At 65.1% G+C, this 23,718-nt stretch carries 21 protein-coding genes; 13 read left to right on the top strand and 8 right to left on the bottom strand.

The genetic code is table 11. The annotated features are described in order from the left end of the window. Window positions 1-8 precede the first annotated feature (8 nt). The 8 genes from fdhF (at window position 9) to FJ414_RS25120 (ending at window position 9,119) form a co-directional block, all read left to right on the top strand. The gene (gene fdhF, locus FJ414_RS25160) at window positions 9-2,921 is read left to right on the top strand and encodes a formate dehydrogenase subunit alpha (RefSeq protein ID WP_140647074.1); all 2,913 of its coding nucleotides are present in this window, start codon (window positions 9-11) and stop codon (window positions 2,919-2,921) included. A 269-nt stretch (window positions 2,922-3,190) separates the two neighbouring features. Then, window positions 3,191-4,015, top strand: a complete 825-nt coding sequence (gene fdhD, locus FJ414_RS25150; protein WP_140647073.1) for a formate dehydrogenase accessory sulfurtransferase FdhD — start codon at window positions 3,191-3,193, stop codon at window positions 4,013-4,015. Beyond that, a complete protein-coding gene (locus FJ414_RS25145; protein ID WP_140647072.1) occupies window positions 4,005-4,316 on the top strand; it encodes a formate dehydrogenase subunit delta in 312 nt (103 codons plus the stop codon). Before fdhD ends, FJ414_RS25145 begins: the two co-directional genes overlap by 11 nt. 112 nt (window positions 4,317-4,428) lie before the next feature. Beyond that, on the top strand, window positions 4,429-5,982 hold the full coding sequence (locus FJ414_RS25140) for an alpha/beta fold hydrolase (RefSeq protein ID WP_140647071.1): 1,554 nt from the start codon (window positions 4,429-4,431) through the stop codon (window positions 5,980-5,982). Between the two features lie 108 nt (window positions 5,983-6,090). Beyond that, a complete protein-coding gene (locus FJ414_RS25135; protein ID WP_112128489.1) occupies window positions 6,091-6,564 on the top strand; it encodes a carboxymuconolactone decarboxylase family protein in 474 nt (157 codons plus the stop codon). 80 nt (window positions 6,565-6,644) lie between these two features. Continuing rightward, window positions 6,645-7,007 (top strand): nuclear transport factor 2 family protein, encoded by a 363-nt coding sequence (locus FJ414_RS25130; protein WP_140647070.1) that lies wholly within the window; start codon window positions 6,645-6,647, stop codon window positions 7,005-7,007. Between the two features lie 55 nt (window positions 7,008-7,062). Beyond that, window positions 7,063-7,377: a hypothetical protein gene (locus tag FJ414_RS25125; protein WP_140647069.1), complete on the top strand. Its 315-nt coding sequence runs from the start codon at window positions 7,063-7,065 to the stop codon at window positions 7,375-7,377. 332 nt (window positions 7,378-7,709) lie between these two features. Further along, window positions 7,710-9,119, top strand: coding sequence for an FAD-binding oxidoreductase (locus FJ414_RS25120; protein WP_140647068.1), 1,410 nt, complete (start codon window positions 7,710-7,712; stop codon window positions 9,117-9,119). Window positions 9,120-9,236: 117 nt separating this feature from the next. Here FJ414_RS25120 and FJ414_RS25115 read toward each other — a convergent pair whose 3' ends face one another. From FJ414_RS25115 to FJ414_RS25085, 6 genes are all read right to left on the bottom strand, one after another. Beyond that, a complete protein-coding gene (locus FJ414_RS25115; RefSeq protein WP_140647067.1) occupies window positions 9,237-10,664 on the bottom strand; it encodes a gamma-aminobutyraldehyde dehydrogenase in 1,428 nt (475 codons plus the stop codon). Window positions 10,665-10,689: 25 nt separating this feature from the next. Further along, complete coding sequence (locus FJ414_RS25110; RefSeq protein ID WP_140647066.1) at window positions 10,690-11,505, bottom strand: ABC transporter permease; 816 nt, start codon at window positions 11,503-11,505, stop codon at window positions 10,690-10,692. Then, a complete protein-coding gene (locus tag FJ414_RS25105; RefSeq protein ID WP_140647065.1) occupies window positions 11,495-12,460 on the bottom strand; it encodes an ABC transporter permease in 966 nt (321 codons plus the stop codon). Before FJ414_RS25105 ends, FJ414_RS25110 begins: the two co-directional genes overlap by 11 nt. A 253-nt stretch (window positions 12,461-12,713) precedes the next feature. Next, window positions 12,714-13,712 carry an ABC transporter ATP-binding protein gene (locus FJ414_RS25095; RefSeq protein ID WP_140647064.1) on the bottom strand — a complete coding sequence of 333 codons (999 nt, stop codon included), beginning with the start codon at window positions 13,710-13,712 and terminating at the stop codon, window positions 12,714-12,716. A gap of 159 nt (window positions 13,713-13,871) precedes the next feature. Then, window positions 13,872-15,026, bottom strand: a complete 1,155-nt coding sequence (locus tag FJ414_RS25090; protein WP_140647063.1) for an ABC transporter substrate-binding protein — start codon at window positions 15,024-15,026, stop codon at window positions 13,872-13,874. Window positions 15,027-15,156: 130 nt separating this feature from the next. Further along, entirely contained in the window at window positions 15,157-16,068 is a 912-nt protein-coding gene (locus FJ414_RS25085; protein ID WP_140647062.1) for a LysR substrate-binding domain-containing protein, read from the bottom strand. An 89-nt stretch (window positions 16,069-16,157) separates the two neighbouring features. Here FJ414_RS25085 and FJ414_RS25080 point away from each other — a divergent pair, with 89 nt between their 5' ends. Continuing rightward, window positions 16,158-16,607, top strand: a complete 450-nt coding sequence (locus tag FJ414_RS25080) for an Rrf2 family transcriptional regulator (protein ID WP_140647061.1) — start codon at window positions 16,158-16,160, stop codon at window positions 16,605-16,607. Then, entirely contained in the window at window positions 16,597-17,493 is an 897-nt protein-coding gene (locus FJ414_RS25075) for an NAD(P)/FAD-dependent oxidoreductase (protein ID WP_140647060.1), read from the top strand. The genes FJ414_RS25080 and FJ414_RS25075 overlap by 11 nt, the downstream gene beginning before the upstream one ends. A 19-nt stretch (window positions 17,494-17,512) precedes the next feature. Here the strand turns inward: FJ414_RS25075 and FJ414_RS25070 are convergent, their stop codons facing one another. After that, a complete protein-coding gene (locus FJ414_RS25070; RefSeq protein WP_140647059.1) occupies window positions 17,513-18,277 on the bottom strand; it encodes a DeoR/GlpR family DNA-binding transcription regulator in 765 nt (254 codons plus the stop codon). A gap of 386 nt (window positions 18,278-18,663) precedes the next feature. Between FJ414_RS25070 and FJ414_RS25065 the strand changes: the two genes are divergently transcribed. Next, entirely contained in the window at window positions 18,664-19,548 is an 885-nt protein-coding gene (locus FJ414_RS25065; protein ID WP_140647058.1) for a phosphotransferase family protein, read from the top strand. Further along, window positions 19,545-21,998, top strand: coding sequence for an FAD-dependent oxidoreductase (locus FJ414_RS25060; protein WP_140647057.1), 2,454 nt, complete (start codon window positions 19,545-19,547; stop codon window positions 21,996-21,998). Before FJ414_RS25065 ends, FJ414_RS25060 begins: the two co-directional genes overlap by 4 nt. 15 nt (window positions 21,999-22,013) lie before the next feature. Here the strand turns inward: FJ414_RS25060 and FJ414_RS25055 are convergent, their stop codons facing one another. Then, window positions 22,014-22,646 carry a class I SAM-dependent methyltransferase gene (locus FJ414_RS25055; protein ID WP_140647056.1) on the bottom strand — a complete coding sequence of 211 codons (633 nt, stop codon included), beginning with the start codon at window positions 22,644-22,646 and terminating at the stop codon, window positions 22,014-22,016. A gap of 96 nt (window positions 22,647-22,742) precedes the next feature. Here FJ414_RS25055 and FJ414_RS25050 point away from each other — a divergent pair, with 96 nt between their 5' ends. Then, window positions 22,743-23,645, top strand: coding sequence for a phosphotransferase family protein (locus FJ414_RS25050; RefSeq protein WP_140647055.1), 903 nt, complete (start codon window positions 22,743-22,745; stop codon window positions 23,643-23,645). The last annotated feature ends 73 nt before the right edge of the window (window positions 23,646-23,718 follow it).

Here is a 23,718-nt window from a genome sequence, read left to right as displayed (position 1 = left end):
GGCAGAAGATGAACATCAAGGCCGACTTCCCGACACTCATCGAAGAGATCGACTACGGAACGCCGGAGTCGAAAGCGACGAAGCAGATCACGCTGACCGTCGACGGGCAAAGCATCACCGTGCCGGAAGGCACGTCGATCATGCGCGCGGCGATGGAGGGCGGGGTCGAGATCCCGAAGCTCTGCGCCACCGACATGCTGGACTCCTTCGGCTCGTGCCGCGTCTGCCTGGTCGAGATCGAAGGACGCGGCGGCACGCCGGCCTCCTGCACGACGCCGGTCGGTGAAGGCATGGTGGTGCGCACGCAGTCGGACCGGCTCGACGCTATCCGCCGCGGCATCATGGAGCTCTATGTCTCCGACCATCCGACCGGCTGGAACGAGAAGGCCGGTACCGGCGCCAGCGAATTCGACGCGGTGGCGAAGTCGGTTGGGCTCTCCGAGAACCGCTACGGCGTCGAAGGCCGCAACCACGTCAAGGAAGAGAACGGCGTTGCGCCTGGCCATGGCTCGCTGGCGGTCGACTACATCGCCCGCGACGAATCCAATCCTTATTTCACCTATGATCCGGCGCAGTGCATCGTCTGCTCGCGCTGCGTGCGCGCCTGCGAAGAGGTGCAGGGCACCTTCGCGCTGACCATCGAGGGCCGCGGCTTCGAGTCGCGCATGGTCGCCGGCATGCATGAGGACTTCATCGCTTCCGAATGCGTCTCCTGCGGCGCCTGCGTGCAGGCCTGCCCGACGGACGCGCTGCGCGAGAAGACCGTGCTCGAAAAGGGCATGCCGGAGCGCTCGGCCGTCACCACCTGCGCCTATTGCGGCGTCGGCTGCTCGTTCAAGGCCGAGGTCAAGGATGACGAGGTCATCCGCATGATGCCTTACAAGGACGGCAAGGCCAACCACGGCCATTCCTGCGTCAAGGGCCGCTTCGCCTATGGCTACGCCACCCACAAGGACCGCATCCTGTCGCCGATGATCCGCGAGAAGATCTCCGATCCGTGGCGCGAAGTGAGCTGGGAAGAGGCGATCGCGCATACGGCGAAGGAATTCCGCCGCATCCAGTATCAGTACGGACGCACCGCGATCGGCGGCATCACCTCGTCGCGCTGCACCAACGAGGAGACCTATCTCGTCCAGAAGCTGGTGCGGCAGGGCTTCCGCAACAACAATGTCGACACCTGCGCCCGCGTCTGCCATTCGCCGACCGGCTACGGGCTCGGCCAGACATACGGCACCTCCGCCGGCACGCAGGATTTCGATTCGGTCGAATTCACCGACGTCGCCGTCATCATCGGCGCCAATCCGGCCTCCGCCCATCCCGTCTTTGCCTCGCGGCTGAAGAAGCGGCTGCGCCAGGGCGCCAAGCTGATCGTGCTCGATCCGCGCCGCACCGAGATGGTCAAGTCGGCGCATATCGAGGCCGACTACCACCTGCCTTTGAAGCCCGGCACCAACGTGGCGGTGCTGACGGCGCTGGCGCATGTCGTCGTCACCGAAGGCCTGTTCGACGAGGCCTTCATCCGCGAGCGCTGCGACTGGGCCGAGTTCCAGGACTGGGCATCCTTCGTCGCCCTGCCGGAGAACAGCCCCGAAACCGTCGGCAAGCTATCGGGCGTGGATCCGGAACTGATCCGCGGTGCCGCGCGCATGTATGCCAAGGGCGGCAATGGCGCGATCTATTACGGCCTCGGCGTGACGGAGCACAGCCAGGGCTCCACCACGGTGATCGCCATCGCCAACCTCGCCATGGCCACGGGCAATATCGGCCGGCAAGGCGTCGGCGTGAACCCGCTGCGCGGCCAGAACAACGTGCAGGGCTCCTGCGACATGGGCTCGTTCCCGCATGAACTGCCGGGCTACCGCCATATCTCCGGCGAGGCGGTGCGCGACATCTATGAGAGCCTGTGGGGCGTGAAGCTGGACGACGAGCCCGGCCTGCGCATCCCCAACATGCTGGACGCCGCCGTCGACGGTTCGTTCAAGGGTATCTACATCCAGGGCGAGGACATCCTGCAGTCCGATCCGGACACCAAGCATGTCGCCGGCGGCCTCGCCGCGATGGAATGCGTGGTCGTGCACGACCTCTTCCTGAACGAGACGGCGAACTACGCACATGTCTTCCTGCCGGGCTCGACCTTCCTCGAGAAGGACGGCACCTTCACCAATGCCGAGCGCCGCATCAACATGGTGCGCAAAGTCATCGAACCGAAGGCGCGCTATGCCGACTGGGAAGCGACGCAGGAGCTCGCCCGCGCCATCGGGCTCGACTGGAATTACACGCATCCGTCGCAGATCATGGACGAGATCGCCAAGACGACGCCGAGCTTTGCCGGCGTCTCCTTCGAGCTGCTCGACCGCGTCGGCTCGGTGCAGTGGCCCTGCAACGAGAAGGCGCCGCTCGGCACGCCGATCATGCATGTCGACGGCTTCGTGCGCGGCAAGGGCAAGTTCATCCGCACCGAATATGTGGCGACCGACGAGCGCACAGGTCCACGCTATCCGCTGCTGCTCACCACCGGCCGTATCCTGTCGCAGTACAATGTCGGCGCGCAGACCCGGCGCACCGAGAATTCGATGTGGCACGCCGAGGACCGGCTGGAGATCCATCCGCACGACGCCGAGGTCCGCGGCGTGCGCGAAGGCGACTGGGTGCGGCTGGCGAGCCGTTCGGGCGAAACCACGCTGCGCGCGTTGATCACCGACCGCGTCTCGCCCGGTGTCGTCTACACGACCTTCCACCACCCGGACACGCAGGCCAACGTGATCACCACCGACTTCTCGGACTGGGCGACCAATTGTCCGGAATACAAGGTCACCGCTGTGCAGGTGGCGCCGTCCAACGGTCCGAGCGACTGGCAGAAGGACTATAACGAGCAGGCCAAGCAGAGCCGGCGCATCGCCCCGCTGCAGGCGGCGGAGTAGGTGTGTCGAGGACAGAGCTCAATCTTGACGGCTGATCGACCCCCACTCCGTCGAGCTTCGCTCGACACCTCTCCCCCGATCGACGGGGGAGAGGAAAGGCGCGCGGCGATCCCAGTTGGCTCCTTTCCTCTCCCTCCGGAGGGGGGAGAGGTGGCGCTGCGAAGCAGCGACGGAGTGGGGGAAGGCGTTGGAGAGCAATTGCCGATTGACGTAAGAGGCCTTCGACATATCCTGAGCGAAATGGCCGGCAGGCCAGGGACTGGCGCCTCGTGAACCGCCCTCCTATCTCCCAAATCTCTCGCCTCGCGCATCGCGCCGGCGGCACCTCGGCCGCGAACCGCATGGTGCCGGAGGAGACGCCGGTGGCGTTCTCCTTTGCCGGCACCACGCATGCGGTGATGATGGCGAGCCCGGCCGATTTCGAGGATTTCGCGCTCGGCTTCTCGCTGACCGAAGGCATCATCGCCGACCCAAAGGAAATCGAAGCGATCGAGGTCGAGGATCTCGGCGCCGGCATCGATATCCAGATCCGGCTGAAGGACCAGGCCAACACGCGCTTCCAGGCGCGGCGGCGCAGGCTTGCCGGGCCGGTCGGCTGCGGCCTGTGCGGCATCGAATCGATCGAGGAGGCGATGCGTTCGGTCGATGCGGTCGGTGCGTCGAAGCTTACGCTCGATGCCGAAGACATCACCCGTTCGGTCAGGCTTTTGTCGAAGGTCCAGCCGCTGCACACCGAAACCGGCGCTGTGCATGCCGCCGGCTTCTACGTTCCCGGCAAGGGCATCGTGATGGCGCGTGAGGATGTCGGCCGCCACAACGCGCTGGACAAGCTCGCCGGTGCGCTGGCCAAGGCCGGCATCGACGGCGCGAGCGGCGCCGTCGTGGTGACCTCGCGCGTGTCGGTCGAGATGGTGCAAAAGACGGCAGCCATCGGCGCTTCGATCATCATGGCGGTCTCGGCGCCGACCGCCCTTGCCATTCGCACGGCCGAGGCCGCCGGCATGACGCTGGTGGCGCTGGTTCGGGGCGACGATTTCGATATTTTCACCCACCCCGAACGGGTGGCTTCCGGAGTTGCCAAGCATGTCGCATGACGAAGACCACATCGCCAGCACCAAGGAAAAGCTGGTGCGCATGGCCAACCAGATCGCCACCTTCTTCCATTCGAAGCCGCGCGAGGAAGGCATTACCGGCGTTGCCGAGCACATCAACAAGTTCTGGGAGCCTCGGATGCGGCGCCAATTCTTCGAGATGCTGGACGCCGGCACGGAGAATTTCGACGACCTTGTGATCGCCGCCTCGGCCAAGATCAAGCGGCCGATCAGCCCGGCGGAGGCCGACACGAAGCTTGGACTCAAGGCTTTCCCGGCCGACATCGCCGCTTCCCAGAAATAGTCGCAGCGACCGGCCGTCTTACATTTCTTTTTGCTAAAGTTTAAGCTGCCGCTACCTGGTCGGCTCTGCTATGTTTGACGATCGGAAATCGTCAGGCCAGGCGGAAGAACTCGTGAGGCCGATCGAGACCAGATACGCGAGCAGCGGAGAGGTGCGGATCGCCTATCAGGTGGTCGGCCAGGGCGCGTTCGATCTGGTCTTCGTGCCGGGCTTCATTTCCAATCTCGATCTGCATTGGGAAGACGAAGGCTACAGCCGCCTGTTGAAACGGCTCTCAGCCTTCTCGCGCCTGATCCTGTTCGACAAGCGCGGCACCGGGCTTTCCGACCGCGTCGACAACCACAATCTGCCCAGTCTCGAAACGCGCATGGACGATGTGCGCGCGGTGATGGACGCCGCCGGCAGCGGCCGGGCGGCGATCCTCGGCGCCTCGGAGGGCGCGCCGATGGCGATGCTGTTCGCCGCCACCTATCCGGAGCGGACGCGCGCGCTCGTCCTCTATGGCGCCTATGCGCATTTCCACAGATGGGTGATGCCGCCGGAACGGCTGGAAGCTTTCATCGACACGGCGGAGACATCGTGGGGCACCGGCGCCACCTTGCCGAATTTCGCGCCTGGCCGGGTGGACGATACCCACTTCACCCAGTGGTGGGCCCGGTTTGAGCGGCTGTCGGCCAGTCCGACGGCGGCCGCAGCGCTTGCCCGCATGAACGCCGATATCGACGTGCGCGATATACTCGGGATGATCAGGGTGCCGACATTCCTGATCCATCGCCGTAACGACGCCCGCGTCGACCCCGATGCCAGCCGCTTCCTGGCCAGGAAGATCCCCGGCGCTCGCCTGGTCGAGATCTCTGGGCGCGACCACCCGATCTGGACCGGCGACGTCGACCGAGTGGCCGATCTGATCGAGGAATTCCTGACCGGAGAACCGGCGGTGGCCGACACCGAGCGCGTGCTGGCGGCGCTGCTGGGGACGCGCATCTACGACACGGCCAAGCTCGGCGACCGCATGTGGAGCGAGCGCAGCCAGCGCTTCCAGGAAACCTGGCGGCTTCTGGTCGGCCGCCATGGCGGCCGCACGGCCGGCACGCATGGCGAATTGATGATGTCGCGCTTCGATGGGCCGGCGCGCGCCGTGCGCTGCGCCGCGGCGCTGCGCGAGGCGGCCCAGCAGATCGGCGTGGCCAGCGCGCAAGGCGTGCATGTTGGCGAGATCGAAATGCGCGGCCAGCCGGTCGGGCTGACGGCGCGGGTGACGATGCAGCTCGCCGCGCATGCCGGGCGCGGCGACATCCTCGCCTCGCGGCTAGTCGCCGATCTCGCAATAGGTTCCGGCCTGCATTTCGTCGATGCCGGCCGCGTCAGCCTCGATGAGGTGGACGAGCCCATGCCGGCAGTTCTGGCGACGTCGGAGCAGCATCTGGAGCCGGCCTGCCGGCCCAAGGCAAGGCCCGCCGAGCCGGCCGCGCTGACGGCGCGCGAGAGCGAGGTGGTGAACCTGATCGCCGACGGCAAGAGCAATGCCGCGATCGCCGCCGAACTCTGCCTCAGCGAGCACACGGTCAAGCGCCATGTCGCCAACATATTGCTCAAGCTCGACCTGCCGTCGCGGGCGGCGGCGGCGGCCTTCTCGGCCAGACATGCTGGCCCGGACGGGCCATGAGAGCCATGGCGCTTTCGGGCGAAGCGGTCGGGGCGCCCTAAGAGGTATCAATTCTCCCCATGCAGGCTAGGCGATGCAGCCACGAAGGCACTGCGAATGGAGGATGAAATGCTGAAATTGAATCGCAAGATCGGATTGCTGGCATTTGCCGCGGGCGCGTTGCTGGCCATCACTCCGGCGCGGGCCGAGGACGCCTCGGCAACCGCGGCCTACAAAGATATCCAGGCCACGCTCGGCACGGTGCCCGACATGTTCAAGACGCTGCCCGATGTCGCGGTGGCCGGCGCGTGGGCCGAGATCAAGGGCGTGCAGCTCAATCCGAACACCGCCCTCAATGGCAAGACCAAGGAGCTGATGGGCCTGGCGGTCGCTTCGCAGATCCCCTGCCAGTACTGCATCTATTTCCACACGCTGGCGGCCAAGGCGAACGGCGCGAGCGACGAGGAGATCAAGGAGGCCATCGCCATGGCGGCGATCGTGCGCCACTGGTCGACGATGCTCAACGGCAGCCAGGTCGACCTCGCCACATTCAAGAAGCAGACCGACGACCTGTTCGCCGCCGTCAAGGCGAAGTCGCAGTGAAAGACCCTCGGCCCGGCGGTCACGCCGGGCTGCGTCCCGAGCAACGGAACGCCCGATCAGACGGGCCATGGAGGCAAGAAATGTTGACCAAGACAAAGACAGTGGATGGCGCCGCGATCAAGAAGGCGATCGAGGGCCGTGACGGCAAGCTCTTGTCGAGCTTCTACAATGACGATGCGCTGGTGCGGGTGATCGACCGGAACAATCCGCCGAGCAAGCCGCGCGAGATCCGCGGCCGCGCGGCGATCAGCACCTTCTGGGACGATATCTGCAGCCGGGCGATGACCCACAAGGTGGATACCACCATCGCCGAGGGGGACAACCTCGCCTTCATGCAAGCCTGCGCCTATCCGGACGGCACAAAAGTGTACTGCGCGGCGATGGTGGAGCTGAAGAACGGCCTGATCGCGCGGCAGACCGTCGTGCAGGCCTGGGACGAATAACAAGTCGCGGACAAATCAAACAGCGGCCTGGCCGCAATCATGAGGGAGAGCAAACATGTTCAGCGCCAGATGGCAGATCGACGCGAAGTTCGGCCAGAAGCAGACCGCACTCGAGCTGATGCGGAAATGGGAGCGCGAGATCGGCTCGCAGGTCGGGCTCGCTGACTTGAATTTTCGCCTCATGACCGGCTCGATCGGCGCACGTGAAGCGACGATCGAGTCCCATCACGAGGTCGAAAGCCTGGCCCAGCTGGAAGCGTTCTTTGCCAAGATCGCCAAGATCGACGCGCACGCCAAATGGGGCAAGGAATTAGAGCCCTATGTGGTGTCGGGCACCAGCCAGTGGCAGATCTTCCGCATCGTGGAATAGCTGCACCGTCGAAGAGCCGGGGCTGAGAGGCCGCCGGCGAGCACGAAGGCGCGAGTGGCCGCGACGCGGGCGGCCGCTCGTCAGCATCAGATCGACAGGGCCAGGGACCGAGCATCCCGGCACGGCCGGCCCCGGCCGGGTTGGCTGCCATGTCATGGCTCTCCCGGGCCATGCCCCGCTGGCCCTTTCGGGCGAAGCGGCGCGCACCGGATTGGTGCAATGTGCTCTTCCTGCACCGTCGAACGCACCCGCCCGTCGAGGCGGCATAACGAAGCAACAAATGCGTCGCGCCGACGCCGCATGGCGGTGGGCGCAATCAAGGGAGCAAACCGATGACCGACGAAACCCATGCAAAACTGCGTGAAAGCCTGCGCGGGGAGGTGATCCTGCGTGACGATGCCGGCTACGACGAGGCCCGCAAGGTCTATAACGGCATGATCGAAAAGCGCCCGCTGCTGATCGCACGCTGCGCCGATGTCGCCGACGTGATCACCGCCGTGAAATACGCGCGCGACAACGACCTGCTGATCGCCGTGCGCGGCGGCGGGCACAACGGCGCCGGGCTGGGGATTTGCGACAACGGCCTCGTCATCGACCTGTCGATGATGAAAGGGGTCCATGTCGATCCGAAAACGCGCACCGTGAGGGTCGGGCCAGGCTGCACGTCGGGTGACGTGGACCATGCCACCCATCCTTTCGGGCTGGCTGTTCCGGCCGGCATCGTCTCGACCACGGGCGTTGCCGGTCTGACCCTCGGCGGAGGGACGGGCTATCTCACGCGCAGATACGGTCTCACCATCGACAATCTGGTCGAAGCCGATCTGGTGCTGGCCGACGGCAGCGTGGTGACAGCCAGCAAAGCCGAGAATCCCGACCTGTTCTGGGCGCTCCGGGGCGGCGGCGGCAATTTCGGCGTCGTGACCAGCTTCCTGTTCCAGGCCCATCCCGTGAACATGATCTTCGGCGGCCCGGTGTTCTGGGAGGCCAAGGATGCGTTGGCCGTCATGCAGACCTATCGCGACTACCTGCCGGAGGCGCCGGAAGATCTTGGCGCCTTTGTCGGCCTGAAAACCGTTCCCTCGACCGATCCCTTCCCGCGCGAATATTGGGGCAAGCGCGCCTGCGCCATCATCTCCTGCTACAACGGCACCGAGGAGGACGGGCGCAAGGCCATGGCGCCGCTGCTCGATAATCTGCCGCCGCCGATTTTCAACTGGATGGGCGTGATGCCATTCCCGGCCTTGCAGGCATTGTTCGATCCGCTGCTTCCGAAAGGCCTGCAATGGTATTGGAAGGGCGATTTCGTGAAGTCGCTTCCCGACGAAGCCATCGCCACCCATATCGCCCAGGCCGCCGCGGCGCCGAGCGAATTGTCGCTCATGCATCTTTACCCGATCGACGGCGCCGTTCGCCGCGTCGGCAAGAACGAAACCGCATGGAACGCGCGCGATGCAACCTGGTCGATGGTCATCGCCGCCATCGATCCCGATCCGGGCAAGGCCGCCGACCTCACCAGATGGGCCAAGACCTACTGGACGAGCATCCATCCCCATAACGGCGAAGGCGGTTACGTGAATTTCATGATGGACGACGAAGGAGAAGCGCGCGTGCAGGCGAGCTATGGCGCAAATTACGAGCGGCTGAGCCAGGTGAAGCGCACCTATGACCCCTTCAACGTCTTCCGGGTCAACCAGAACATCAAGCCCGCGACTTCGATGACGGAGGGCAGGACAGCCGCTTAATTCTTACGCTGATCCCGCCGACACAGGGGTCGTCGCGCCGAGGCCGGATTGCCTCCGAATTGCTCTTCGCAAATCGGTGCAATCCGACCTCTCCCACAAGGGAAGAGGCAGAAGGCGCTAGCCGTGCGCCACCATCACGTGGCGGACGGCGGTGTAGTCCTCCAGCGCGTAGAGCGACATGTCCTTGCCGTAGCCGGACTGCTTCAACCCGCCATGCGGCATCTCGTTGGTCAGCATGAAGTGCGTGTTGATCCAGGTGCAGCCATATTGCAGGCGGGCGGCCGTCGCCATGGCGCGCGAGACGTCTTTCGTCCATACCGACGAGGCCAGGCCGTAGTCGCTGTCGTTCGCCCAGTTCACCGCTTCATCGACGTCGGAGAAGCGAGTGACCGAGACGACCGGACCGAACACCTCGCGGCGCACGATCTCGTCTTCCTGCAGCGCGCCGCCGATGACGGTCGGCTGGTAGTAGAAGCCGGAGCCTTCGCCCGGCTTGCCGCCGGTGGTGATCTCGATGTGCTTCAGTTCCGAAGCGCGCTCGACGAAGCTCGACACGCGGTCGCGCTGGCGGCGCGAGATCAGCGGCCCGATTTCGTTCTCGGTGTCGTCCGGCTGGTTGTATTTGATGGTCGAGACGGCGGAAGAGAGGTCGGCGACGAGCTTGTCGTAGATCTTCTTGCCGGCATAGATGCGGCAAGCGGCGGTGCAGTCCTGGCCGGCATTGTAATAGCCGAAGGCGCGCAGGCCGTTGACCACCGCGCCGAGGTCGGCGTCGTCGAAGACGATGACCGGTGCCTTGCCACCAAGCTCCAGATGCGTGCGCTTGACCGACTTGGCGGCCGCCTGCAGCACCTTCTTGCCGGTGGCGACGTCACCGGTGATCGAGATCATGTTCACCTTGGGGTGGTTGATCAGCGTGTTGCCGACGCTGTCGCCGCGGCCGAGCACGACATTGACGACGCCCTCGGGCAGCACCTCGGCGAGGATCCTGGCCAGCTTCAGCGCCGTCAGCGGCGTCTGCTCCGACGGCTTGAAGACGACCGTGTTGCCGCCGCCGATCGCCGGCGCCAGCTTCCAGGCCATCATCATCAGCGGATAGTTCCAGGGCGCGATGGAAGCGACGATGCCGACCGGGTCACGCCGCACCATCGAGGTGTGGCCCGGAATATATTCGCCGGCAACCTGGCCGGGCATCGAACGCACCGCGCCGGCAAAGAAGCGGTAGCAGTCGACGATCGCCGGAATCTCGTCATTGAGCACGGCGTTGATCGGCTTGCCGCAATTCAGCGCTTCGAGCGCCGCGAAGTCCTTCGCCTCGGCCTCGATGCGGTCGGCGATCTTGAGCAGATAGCCCGAGCGCTGCGCCGGCGTGGTGCGCGACCAACTGACGAACGCTCGTTCGGCCGCAGCGACGGCAGCCTCGATCTGCGCCGGACTCGCTTCGGGCAGGTTGAGGATCGTCGCGCCGGTCTTCGGATTGAGGATCGGCTCCTCGGTCTCGGTGCCCTTCTCGAATTTCGAGCCGATCAGCATCTGGGTGTCCATGGACGTCACTCCCTAATCAATTCGGTTATTTGCCCGAACCGGCGATCTGGTCGCCGTCGCGGGTCAGGTAATAGGCAAAGAGGATCGGCAGCAGCGTCACCAGCACGACGACCATGGCCACGACATTGGTGACCGGGCGCTGGCGCGGGCGGATCAGTTCCTCCAGCATCCAGATCGGCACGGTCTGCTGCTGGCCGGCGGTGAAGGTGGTGACGATGACCTCGTCGAAGGAGAGCGCGAAGGCGAGCATGCCGCCGGCGAGCAATGCGGTTGCGATGTTGGGCAGCACGACATGCCGGAAGGTCTGAAAACCGTCGGCGCCGAGGTCCATCGACGCCTCGATCATCGAACCGGAGGTGCGGCGGAAGCGGGCGACGGCGTTGTTGTAGACGACGACCACGCAGAAGGTGGCGTGGCCGAGCACGATCGTCCAGAACGAGAACGGGATGTCGGCCAGCGCGAAGGCCGAACGCAGCGCAATGCCGGTGATGATGCCGGGCAGCGCGATCGGCAGGATGACCAGCAGCGAGATGGCCTCGCGGCCGAAGAAGCGCGTCCGCGAGACGGCGGCGGCGCAGAGCGTGCCGAGCACCAGCGCGATCGCCGTCGAGATGGCGGCGACGCGGACGGAGAGCGACAGCGCGTCCCAGACGTCCGGCCGGTTCCAGGTGACGGCGAACCATTGCGTGGTGAGCCCCGGCGGCGGCCAGACGAAGCTCTTCTCTTCCGTCGTGAAGGCATAGACGAAGATCAGGAGGATCGGCAGATGCAGGAAGAGCAGGCCGCAGGCGGCGGCGATCTTCAGGCCGAGCGGAGCGGATTGGCCACGGTCAGAGCGCATCGAAAGCCCCCATGCGCTTGGCGCCCCAGAGATAGAAGCCCATGATGACGATGGGCACCACGGTGAAGGCGGCGGCCAACGGAATGTTGCCGGCGGTGCCCTGCTGCGAATAAACGGCCTGGCCGATGAACAAGCGCGAGGTGCCGATGATCTGCGGGATGATGTAGTCGCCCAAGGTCAGCGAGAAGGTGAAGATCGAGCCGGCGACGATGCCGGGCAGCGCCAGCGGGAACAGCACGTTGCGGAAGGTCTGGCCGGGCGAGGCGCCGAGATCGGACGAGGCCTCGACCAGATTGCCGGGCACGCGTTCGAGCGCGGCCTGCACCGGCAGGATCATGAAGGGCAGCCAGACATAGACGAAGACGATGAAGGTGCCGGTGAAGGAGACCGACAGCGAGTTGCCGCCGACGATCGGCAGCGACAGCCAGGCATCGAGCAGCCAGAGCAGGTTCAGCTTGGCGAGCAGCCAGGTGAGGATGCCTTCCTTGGCCAGGATCAGCTTCCAGGCGTAGATCTTGACCAGATAGCTCGACCACAGCGGCAGCATGACGCCGAGATAGAACAGCGCCTTCCAGCGGCCGCGCGCATAGCGCGCCGCGTAATAGGCGATGGGGAAAGCAATGATCGCCGAGGCAAGCGTGACGAGCGCCGCCATCGTCACCGTGCGCAGGATGATGTCGAGATTGGCTGCCTGGAACAGGTCGCCATAGGTCTTCAGCGTGAACTCGCGGTTGATGAGGCCGGAAAACTCGTCGATCGAGAAGAAGCTCTGCGCCAGCAGCGCGAACAGCGAGCCGATATAGACGATGCCTAGCCATAGCACTGGTGGCAGGAGCATGAGCAGCAGCAGAAGCTTCGGCCGGCGCCAGAAGAGATCGGACAGCGCACCCCGCAGGCCGCCGCTGCCGGGCAGAATGGCGGGGGTGGGGTTGGATTGAACAGCGGCGACGGTCATGGGGACGCCGCGTGTTGAAGGGCATTGTGGGGGAAGCCGAGATCCTTCGCGCCCCCCTCTGTCCTGCCGGACATCTCCCCCACAAGGGGGGAGATCAGCCGTCGCCTGCGATTTCGCCAGTCACCAACGTCGGAAGGATGCGTGGGGCGCCGAGACAGCCAATCTCCCCCCTTGTGGGGGAGATGGCCGGCAGGCCAGAGGGGGGCGCCGTAGAGCGCCTCGCCTGCCTGACTGGCCACTATCCCGAGCACGGTCATGCCGGCTCGTCCATCAGATGCAGGCTGTCGCGGTTGAAGGTCAGCATCACCGCCTCGCCTTCCGGCGGCAGCGCCGTGCCCGCCGGCACGACCGCGTGCAGCCGCAACCCATCGGCGTCGAGCGCCAGCCTTGTCGTGGCGCCGAGGTAGTTGGCCCTGACCAGGCGCGCGGCGACGCCGTCGCCGCTGGCCGCGCTGGAGATGCGGATGGACTCCGGGCGCAGACTTCCCCAGCGATGCTGGCCGGAATAGCGCTGGACGAAATCCGGCGGCAGCACGTTGGACGAGCCGACGAAATCGGCGACGAAGCGTGTGTTCGGACGCTGGTAGATATCTTCCGGAGTGCCGACCTGCATGATCCTGCCATCGTTGAAGACGGCGACGCGGTCGGCCATGGAAAGCGCCTCGCCCTGGTCGTGGGTGACGAAGACGAAGGTGATGCCGAGCACCTTCTGCAGCGATTTCAATTCCTCCTGCATGTTCTCGCGCAGCTTGAGGTCGAGCGCGCCGAGCGGCTCGTCCAGCAGCAGCACCTTGGGCTGGTTGACCAGCGCGCGGGCAAGCGCGACACGCTGGCGCTGGCCGCCGGATAGCTGGCCGGGGCGGCGCGCGCCATAGCCCGGCAAACGCACCAGCGACAGCGTTTCCTCCGCCGCCTTCAGCCGCTCGGCCTTGCCGACGCCCTTGACCATCAGGCCGTAAGCGACGTTGTCGAGCACGTTGAGATGCGGGAACAGCGCATAGTCCTGGAAGACGGTGTTGACGTTGCGGCGATAGGGCGGAACGCCCTCGGCGCGGGCGCCGAAGATGGAGATCGAGCCGGCCGTCGGCTGCTCGAAGCCGGCGATGAGACGCAGGCAGGTCGTCTTGCCGGACCCTGACGGCCCCAGCATGGCGAAGAACTCGCCCGGTACGATGTCGAGATCGACGGCGTCGACGGCGCGCACGTTGCCAAAATGGCGCGAGACTTGTTTGAAGGAAACGGCAGAGGTCATGGGCCTGTCTGTCTATAGCCGGGCTGTCTATAGCCGGGTCTGGGAAATTCGCGCGGCGAACCACCTCCCCGCGAGAGGTCGCGGTTCAGCCTCGGGTGGGGATCGCCCCCACCCCGACACTGCATCTCGAACCTACCCCCGGAGGGGAGGACTAGGAGATCACCGGCCGCCGATGACGCCGATATAGTCCGACACCCAGCGGTAGTAAGGCACGCACTGGTCGTTCTGGCTGGCGCATTTCGACACCGGCGTCTTCCAGAACTTGATCTTGTCGAAATTCTCGTAGCCGTTGGTCTTGCAGCCTTCCTCGCCGAGCAGTTCGTTGCCCTTGCAGGCGGCGGGCACGACCGGCAGCGAGCCGAACCAGGCCGAGACGTCGCCCTGGACCTTCGGCGACAGGGAATGCTCGAGCCACATATAGGCGCAGTTCGGATGAGCGGCGTCGGCTTCCATCATGGTGGTGTCGGCCCAACCGGTGACACCCTCTTCCGGCACGGTCGAGGCGACCGGCTTCTTGGCGGCGACCAGCGTGTTGACCTGATAGGGCCATGAGCCTGAGGCGACCACGCCCTCGTTCTGGAAGTCGTCGACCTGGATCGCGGCATCGTGCCAGTAGCGGCCGACCAGCGTGCGTTGCGTGCGCAAAAGATCGAGCGCCGCCTTGTACTGATCCTCATTGAGCTCGTAAGGGTCCTTGATGCCGAGTTCCGGCTTGTGGAACATCAGATAATTGGCGGCATCGGCTATGTGGATCGGGCCGTCATAGGCCTGGACGCGGCCCTTGTTCGACTTGCCGTCGGGCAGCTTCATTTCCTCGAAGACGACATTCCAGCTCTTGGGCGCTTCCTTGAAGACGTCGGTGCTGTACATCAGGATGTTCGGGCCCCACTGATAGGGAACGCCGTAATGCACCTTGTCGACGGTGAACCAGGGCGCATCCTTCAGGCGGTCGTCGACGGTCTTCCAGCTTGGGATCAGATCGGTGTTGATCGGCTGGACACGCTTGCCGGCGACGAGGCGCAGCGAGGCATCGCCCGAAGCGGTGACGAGGTCGAAGCCGCCTTCGTTCATCAGCGAGACCATCTCGTCCGAGGTGTTGGCAGTCTTGACGTTGACCTTGCAGCCGCTTTCCTTCTCGAAAGCCGTCACCCAGTCATAGCCCTTGTCGGTCTCGCCACGCTCGATATAGCCCGGCCAGGCAACGATGTTGACCTCGCCCTCGCTCTTGCCGAGTTCCTTGACCTGGGCGATGGCCTGACTGGAAAAAGTCAGCGCGACTGTGAGCGCCGTGCACGACTTCAGGAATGCATTCATCATCGATCTCCCATTGCTAGGGGCAGCGCTCTCAGGGCGCGGCTTTGTTCCCTGAACGAAAGGTGCTGTGAAAAATCCGGTTTCGCAAATTCATTTATCAGAAAGCCGATATCGGTTTTACCGATAGGTATCACAGTCGCTGGCGCACCATCCGCTGCGACTGCGCGAGGCCGATGAAGTCGCGCGCGGCCTGCGGCAGGCCCGAGCCGCGGCGCCAGACGGTGCCGACTTGGACCACTGGCAGCGAACCGGAAACGTCGCGCGATTCGATGCGGTCGCCTTCCAGCGACCAGGGCCGGTAGACGAGGTCGGGCAGCAGCGCCACGCCGGCGCCGGTGGCGACAAGGCTGCGCACCGCCTCGACCGAGCGGGTGCGGAAGGCGACATGCGGCCGGGCGCCGATCGCCGACAGCAGCTTGCCGGTGTTCTCCTCGATCTCGTCGACGGTGAGCATGATCAGCGGCTCGGACGCGATATCGCCGATCGAGATGATGTCGGCGCTGGCGAGCCTGTGGCTGAGCGGAATCCACAGCCGGTAGGCCGAAACTTCCAGGATTTCCGACTGCAGCGCGGTGCGGTCGCGCAGGTTGGACGTCACCATGACGGCGATGTCGAGCTTGCCACCGACCAGAAGGTGCTCGAGATAGTCGCCATTGTCCTCGATGGCCGACACCTCGACACCGGGATAGGCGCGGCGGTAGCGGGCGAGCAGATCGGAGAGCACATAGCCGGCGACCAGCGAGGTGACGCCAAGCTGCAGGCGGCCGCCCCCGGCGGCCTGCTCGCTGGAGAAAGAGCGGCGCGCATCGGAGACATCGGCCAGGATCTTGGTCGCGTGGCGCAGGAACTGGTGACCCTTGTGGGTGATGTTGAGGCCGCGCGGATGGCGCTCGAACAGCTCGACGCCGAGATCGCTCTCCAATTCCTTGATCGCCTCGGTGACCGAGGACTGGGAAATCGACAGGTTCTGCGCGGCGCCCGAGACGGTGCCCTGCTCGGCGACGGCGACGAAGAACTGCAATTGGCGGATGGTGAAAGCCATGGCCGGACTAAACACCGGCCAATGCGGTGCTGGGAAGTGGGCAAGGTCCAAAACTTGACGGCCGCCCTATTCGTAACTATATAAGTTACATGAAACGCAACAGCCGACTGTCCTCGACCCTGCATATCCTCGTCCACATGGCCGACGCGCCCGACCGGGCGCTGACCTCGGAGCAACTGGCCGGCTTCATCCACACCAATCCGGTGGTCGTGCGCCGCACCATCGCCGGCTTGCGCGAGGCCGGCGTCGTCACCTCGTCGCGCGGCCATGGCGGCGGCTGGCAGCTCGGCCGCGCGCCGGACAAGATCTCGCTGGCCGAGATCAGCGCCGCGCTCGGCGAAACGCTGCTGCCGTTCAGCACCGAGCCGGAAAGTCCCGGGTGCCTGGTCGAGCAGGCGGTGATCGCCGTGCTCGACGATTTTCGCCTGGAGGCGGAAAGGCTGCTCACTGAGCGGCTCAGCCATATCACGCTGGCCGACCTGACGGCCGACTTCCGCCGCCGTTATGACCTGATTGGAGTATCCAGCCATGCAGTATGATGTGATCGTCGTCGGCGGCAGCTTTGCCGGCCTCTCCGCCGCCATGTATGCGGCGCGCGGGCGGCGCAAGGTGCTGGTGATCGATGCCGGGCAGCCGCGGAACCGCTTTGCCGAGCATTCGCATGGCTTCTTCGGCCAGGACGGGCGGGCGCCGTCGGACATCCTCGACGAGGCCAGGGCACAGTTGCTTGCCTATCCCACCGTCAAGATAATGGACGGCCGCGCCGAGCGGGCCGCCGCTGCCGGCACCGGCTTCGAGGTCCGGATGGACGATGGCGAAGGCTTCGGCGCGACACGGCTGGTGCTCGCCACCGGCGTCCGGGACATCCTGCCGGACGTTCCAGGACTTGCCGCGCAGTGGGGCAAGACGGTGCTGCATTGCCCCTATTGCCATGGCTACGAGGTGGCCGGCGGGTCGCTCGGCGTGCTGGCGACCGGACCGATGTCGCTGCACCAGGCCGAGCTGATTTCCGACTGGGGCGACGTCACGCTGTTCGCCGACGGCTTGTTCGAACCGGACACGGACCAGGCGCGGGCATTGGAGAAGCGCAACATCAGGTTCGAGCCGGCTAAAGTGGCGGAAGTGCACAACAACGGCGCCGACGGTCTGGTCGTCAGGCTGGATGGTAATCGCAGCGCAAGCGTGCGGGCGCTGTTCACCGCGCCGCGCAACGAAATGGCAAGTCCGCTCGCCGAGCAGCTGGGCTGCGCCTTCAACGAAGGCCCGCTTGGCCGGGCGATCGTCGTGGACGACAAGCAGCAGACATCGGTGCCCGGCGTCTTCGCGGCTGGAGACGCCGCGCGCCTGATGCACAACATCGCCTTCGCGGTGTCGGGCGGCGCGATGGCCGGGGTTGCGGCGCACCAGTCGCTGGTGTTCGGTTAGCCTCTCATTCCTGGGCGCGTCAGGCTGCGGCAATACTGAGCCGGGCGCCGGCCTGGCTCAGCGCGGCGGCTATGTCGCGTGGCGGCGGCTGGTCGGTGACGAGCTCGGAAAAGCCGTCGAAGCCGCAGACCCGGACCAGTCCTTGGCGGCCGAACTTGGTATGGTCGGTGATGACCAGCGAGCGCTGGCCGCGCGACAGCACCATGCGGGCGAATTCCGCCTCTTCCAGCTCGTAGTCGGTGAGGCCGGCGGCGGCGTCGACCGCGCCGATCGAAATCACCGCGTGATCGACCGAAAAGCGGCTGACGAACTCGATCGCCGAGATGCCGAAAGCCGCGCCTGAATCGCTGCGCAGCTCGCCGCCGGCCATATAGACCTTATTGCCGTTCACCGTCGCCAGCGTGCGGGCGATGTCGGAGGAATTGGTGACCACCGTCAGCCGGCGATGGCCGAGCAACTCTCGCGCGAGGAAGGATGTGGTCGTGCCGGTGTCGAGCATGATCGCCTCGCCATCGCGGATCGTGGCCGCGACCATCCTGGCGATCAGGCGCTTGGCTTCGGCATTTTCGCGCATGCGCCGCTCGAACGGCGCCTCGCCCACCATCGAGGCAAGGCCCACGGCGCCATGCATCTTCAGCACCGACCCGTCGTCGGCCAGCGGCTTGACGTCGCGCCGCACCGTTTCCAGCGAGACGCCCAGACGTTCGGCAAGGCTGGCTATGGTGATCGTGCCCTCCTCGTTAAGGAGCCGCAGGATTTCGCCATGCCGTTTCGAATGGATCATGTGGATGTCCCGGCACTTTGACCGAATTTAAGGCTTTGGCAACGCTTTGAAAGGAGTCGCTTATATTTTCGGGCAAAACACCCAAAAAAAGTCACAGCTTTTGATTGACAGCTCTGCCACCCTGGCATGACATTAACCTTGTGACAGGCTCGGAACTGCCGCGGGAGGGTGATGGCAGAGCCGCAGCCTAGTGACCAGATCGCCTGGAACCAGCCAGGCGCGAGTTTTTATCGAATCCGCGGGGGCGGATGCCGGGATATCATACCTGGCCAAGGGGCTCGTCGGTGCGGTGCGGGATACCGATCCTGGCGTCTCGCACCGACGAGGCTTTTTCATTTTTTGCCATCCTTATTTTGGGCGGGGCCGGCTGAGGCCGGAACGAAGCCGTGAACGCCGAAGACCGCATCCGCGCCCTGCCGTGCTGGAACGGCGGCATCGAGATCGAGCCGCTGCCGGGCGGGCTCAGCAACGCCAATTTTGTCGTCACGGATGCGGCCGGGCGGCATGTCGTGCGCTTCGGCCAGGACTTCCCGTTCCACCATGTCTTTCGCGAGCGCGAGGTGATGACGGCGCGGGCAGCGCATGCGGCGGGCTTCGCGCCGGCCGTGCATTATGCCGAGCCCGGCATATTGGTGACGGAATTTCTTGGCGCCAAGACTTTCCTCGGAGAGGATGTGCGCGCCAATCTCGGCAGCGTGGCGGCTCTGCTGCGTGGCTTCCATCGCGAGATGCCGAACCACGTCTCCGGCGCCGGCTTCATGTTCTGGGTGTTCCACGTCATCCGCGACTATGCGCGCACGCTGGACGAAGGCGGCAGCCGAAAGAAGGATCAGTTGCCGCGCTATCTTTCGCTCGCCGACGAGCTCGAGCGGGCGCAGAAGCTTTTGCCGATCGTCTTCGGCCACAACGATCTTTTGCCGGCCAATATTCTCGACGACGGCAAGCGGCTATGGTTGATCGACTTCGAGTATGCCGGCTTCAACACGGCGATGTTCGACCTCGCCGGCGTCGCGTCCAATGCCGGCATGAGCAACGACGAATCCTTCGCCTTCCTGACCGCCTATTTCATGAAGGAGCCGGACGGCGAAATCCGCCGTTCGCATGCCGCCATGCAATGCGCCTCGCTGCTGCGCGAGGCGATGTGGAGCATGGTCTCCGAGCTTTATCTCGACGCGCCCGGCATCGACTATGTCGCCTATACCGAGGAAAACCTCGTCCGGCTCGACGCGGCGCTTGAGAATTACTGGACGAAATACGGGACCAAGTCATGACTTTGCCCAGCCATGCCGAAATCGTTGTCATCGGCGGCGGCATCATCGGCTGCTCCACCGCCTATCATCTGGCACGCGACCACAAGGCCGATGTGGTGCTTCTCGAGCAGGGCAAGCTGACCTCGGGCTCGACCTGGCACGCCGCCGGACTGGTCGGGCAGTTGCGCTCCTCGGCCTCGATCACGCGCGTGCTCAAATATTCCGTCGATCTCTACAAGGGACTGGAGGCCGAGACGGGCCTAGCGACCGGCTGGAAGATGACCGGCTGTTTGCGGCTGGCGACGAACGCCGACCGTTGGACCGAATTCAAGCGGCTGGCGACCACGGCAAAAAGCTTCGGCATGGACATGCAGCTGCTGTCGCCTGCGGAAGTGAAGCGCATGTGGCCGCTGATGGAGACCGGCGATCTGGTCGGCGCCTCGTGGCTGCCGACCGACGGGCAGGCAAGCCCCTCCGACATCGCCCAGTCGCTCGCCAAGGGCGCGCGCATGCATGGCGCGAAACTGTTCGAGGACGTGCGCGTCACCGGCTTTGCGATGAAGGACGGCCGCATCACGGCGGTGAAGACTTCAAAAGGCGACATCGCCTGCGGCAAGGTGGTGAACTGCGCCGGGCAGTGGGCGAGGCAGGTCGGCGCGATGGCCGGCATCAACGTGCCGCTGCAGCCGGTCAAGCACCAGTACATCATCACCGAGAAGATCGAGGGACTGGCCAACGACGCGCCGACGATCCGCGACCCCGACCGCCGCACCTATTTCAAAGAAGAGGTCGGCGGGCTGGTGATGGGCGGCTATGAGCCCAACCCGCAGGCCTGGACAACCAATCTCCCAGGGGGTGACGTCCCCAACGACTGGGAATTCCGCCTGTTCGACGACGACTACGATCACTTCGAACAGCATATGACCCAGGCGATCGCGCGTGTTCCGGCTCTGCAAACCGCCGGCGTCAAGCAGATGATCAACGGGTCGGAGAGTTTCACGCCGGATGGCAATTTCATCCTGGGCGCCGCGCCCGAATGCGCCAACATGTTCGTCGGCGCCGGCTTCAACGCCTTCGGCATCGCATCGGGCGGCGGCGCCGGCTGGGTGCTGGCGCAATGGGTGGTCGACGGCGAGGCGCCGCTCGACCTCTGGGTGGTCGACATCAGACGCTTCTCCGGCCTGCACCGCGACCGCGACTGGGTCAGCGACCGCACGCTGGAAGCTTATGGCAAGCACTACACGATCGGCTTCCCGCACGAGGAGTATCTGACAGGACGGCCGCGCATCGTCTCGCCACTCTATGAGCGGCTGAAGACGCATCGCGCCGTGTTCGGCTCCAAGCTCGGCTGGGAGCGGCCGAACTGGTTCGCGCCGGACGGCGCGGCCGCCGAGGACGTCTATTCGATGGGCCGCCAGAACTGGTTCGGCCCGGTCGGCGACGAACACCGTCATGTGCGCGAGAAGGTCGGCATCTTCGACCAGTCCTCCTTCGCCAAATACGAGCTGACCGGCGCGGACGCGCTGAAGGCGCTCGATTGGATCTGCGCCAACGACGTCAACAAGCCGGTCGGACGGCTGACCTACACGCAGCTCCTCAACACGCGCGGCGGCATCGAGGCCGACCTCACCGTGTCGCGGCTCGGCGAGGACCGGTTCTACATCGTCACCGGCACCGGCTTCCGCACGCATGATCTGTCCTGGATAAGCGACCATATCGGCTCGGGCCTTGACGCCAGGTTGAAGGACGTCACGGAAGATTTCGGCACGCTGTCGCTGATGGGGCCGCGCGCCCGTGACGTGCTGTCGGCGGTGACGGAGGCCGATGTCTCGAACGCCGCCTTCCCCTTCGGCCATGCGCGCGAGATCGCAATAGCCGGCCATAGCGTGAAGGCGCTGCGCGTCACTTATGTCGGCGAGCTCGGCTGGGAGCTGCATGCGCCGATCGCCGCCACCGGTGAGGTTTTCGACGCGCTGATGGCGGCGGGCAAGGCGCATGGCATTCGCCCGGTCGGCTACCGCGCGCTGGAGTCGCTCAGACTGGAGAAAGGCTACCGCGCCTGGGGTTCCGACATCACGCCGAACGACACGCCGCTGGAGGCCGGGCTCGGCTGGGCGGTGAAGCTTCGCAAGAACACCGACTTCGTCGGACGCAGGGCGCTGGGGAAAGCAGCCGGCAAAGCGCCGACGAAACGTTTTGCCGGCTTCACCGTGGACGATCCCGAGATCGTGCTGGTCGGGCGCGAGACGATCCTGCGCAATGGCGAACCGGTGGGATACCTCACCAGCGGCGGCCACGGCTACACGGTGGGCAAGAACATCGGCTGCGGCTATGTGCGCAATGCCGACGGCGTCGGCGACGAGTTCCTTGCCTCTGGCGACTACGAGTTGGTGGTGGCGATGGAACGCACGCCGGCAAAAATCCATCTCGAGCCGATGTACGATCCGGCCGGAGCAAGGATAAGGGCCTGATCCACGCAGAGCGGGTCAGCTGACGCGCAGCACAAGCCCCCTGCTCGGCACGGGATCGGTTTCGCCCGGCATCGAGGCATAAGGCGCCGTTTCCTCGACGCGCTTCAACCTGCCTTGAGCCTCAAGCCCGGCGATGCGCTCGGCGAAGCCGGCCTGCCAAAGCGTGTTCTTGACGGTCAGCACGATGACGCCGCCTGGACGGCAGATGCGGATCAGCTCGTCCAGTCCCTCGACCCCGACATGGCCCGAGGTGAAGACGCCCGCCGAAATAATGCCGGCATAGGCGCCGCCGGCGAAGGGCAAAGCGTCGCCCATGGCCAGGCGATGCAGCGCAGTGTAGACGCCCTTCGCGCCTGCCTTGTCCAGCATGCCTTGCGAGATGTCGAGCGCCTCGACCCTGGGATAGCCGGTGATGGCCAGCCATTCGCCGATCAGGCCGGTGCCGGCGCCGGCGTCGAGCAAGGGTTCGGCGCCGCGCGGCAGGTGCCGGGCAAGCAGCGCAAGACATATCGTCGGGTGGCGGTAGCCGGCGGCCGACATGTCGGCGTCATAGGTCTCGGACCAGCTGTCATAGATCGCCGCCACTTCCTCAGGCCGCTTCGCGGCGTAGGCCGCGCTTAGCGAGCCGCTGTGCTTGCCGTCCGCCATTTCTGCTCCCGCCGCCGATTCGTATCCGCAATGGTAGCCAAGCGGCAAAAACTGTGGAACCGTTCCGCTATAAAACATCGTGTGATGGTAAAGGGGATGACGATGGACGAGGCGCGCGCCGCGTTGGCCGCCATTCCGGCGCTGGCAAGCTATGACGGACCGCTGCAGCGTTTGGGCGGACTGACCAACATGGTCTACAGGGCCGGCGAAGCGTGTCTGCGCATTCCCGGCAAGGGCACGCAAGAATATATCAACCGCGCCAATGAGGCGGTGGCGGCGCGCGAGGCGGCCAGGGCCGGCGTCAGTCCCGAAGTGCTCTATGCCGATCCGGCGTCCGGCCTGATGGCGACGCGTTTTATTGCTGGCGCCGAGACGATGTCGCCCGAAAAATTCAAGGCGCGGCCGGGCAGCCCGGCGCGGGCCGGCCAGGCCTTCCACAAGCTCCACTCTTCCGGCGCGGTCTTTCCCTTCCGCTTCGAATTGTTCGCGATGATCGACGACTATCTCAAGGTTTTGTCGACCAAGGACGTGGCGCTGCCCGCCGGCTATCACGACGTGGTGCGCGAGGCGGAAGCTGTGCGCGCGGCCCTTGCAGCGCACGCAATCCCGCTCGCCGCCTGCCATTGCGACCCGCTGTGCGAGAATTTCCTCGATACGGGCGATCGGATGTGGATCGTCGACTGGGAATATTCCGGCATGAACGATCCGCTGTGGGACCTCGGCGACCTTTCGGTCGAGGGCAAATTCGATGTCGGTCAGGACGAGGAACTGATGCACGCCTATTTCGGTGGCGAGGCGAGGCCGGCGGAGCGCGGACGTATCGTCATCTACAAGGCGATGTGCGATCTGCTCTGGACGCTCTGGGGACTGATCCAGCTCGCCAACGACAATCCGGCCGACGATTTCCGAGCCTATGCCGACGGCCGCTTCGCCCGCTGCAAGACGCTGATGGAGACAACGGAATTCTCCAGGCATCTGGCAGCGATACGCGCGGGCTAGGCCGTAGTGACGATTTAAGGAATTGGGATTCCCACAGGCCGGCAAATCAGATTCAACGCTGATTTTTGGGGAT

Source organism: Mesorhizobium sp. B3-1-6, from assembly GCF_006439555.1.
Lineage (GTDB): Bacteria > Pseudomonadota > Alphaproteobacteria > Rhizobiales > Rhizobiaceae > Mesorhizobium.
The sequence above is the reverse complement of the archived record's forward strand: the minus strand, read 5'-3'. Positions and strand labels throughout refer to the sequence as shown.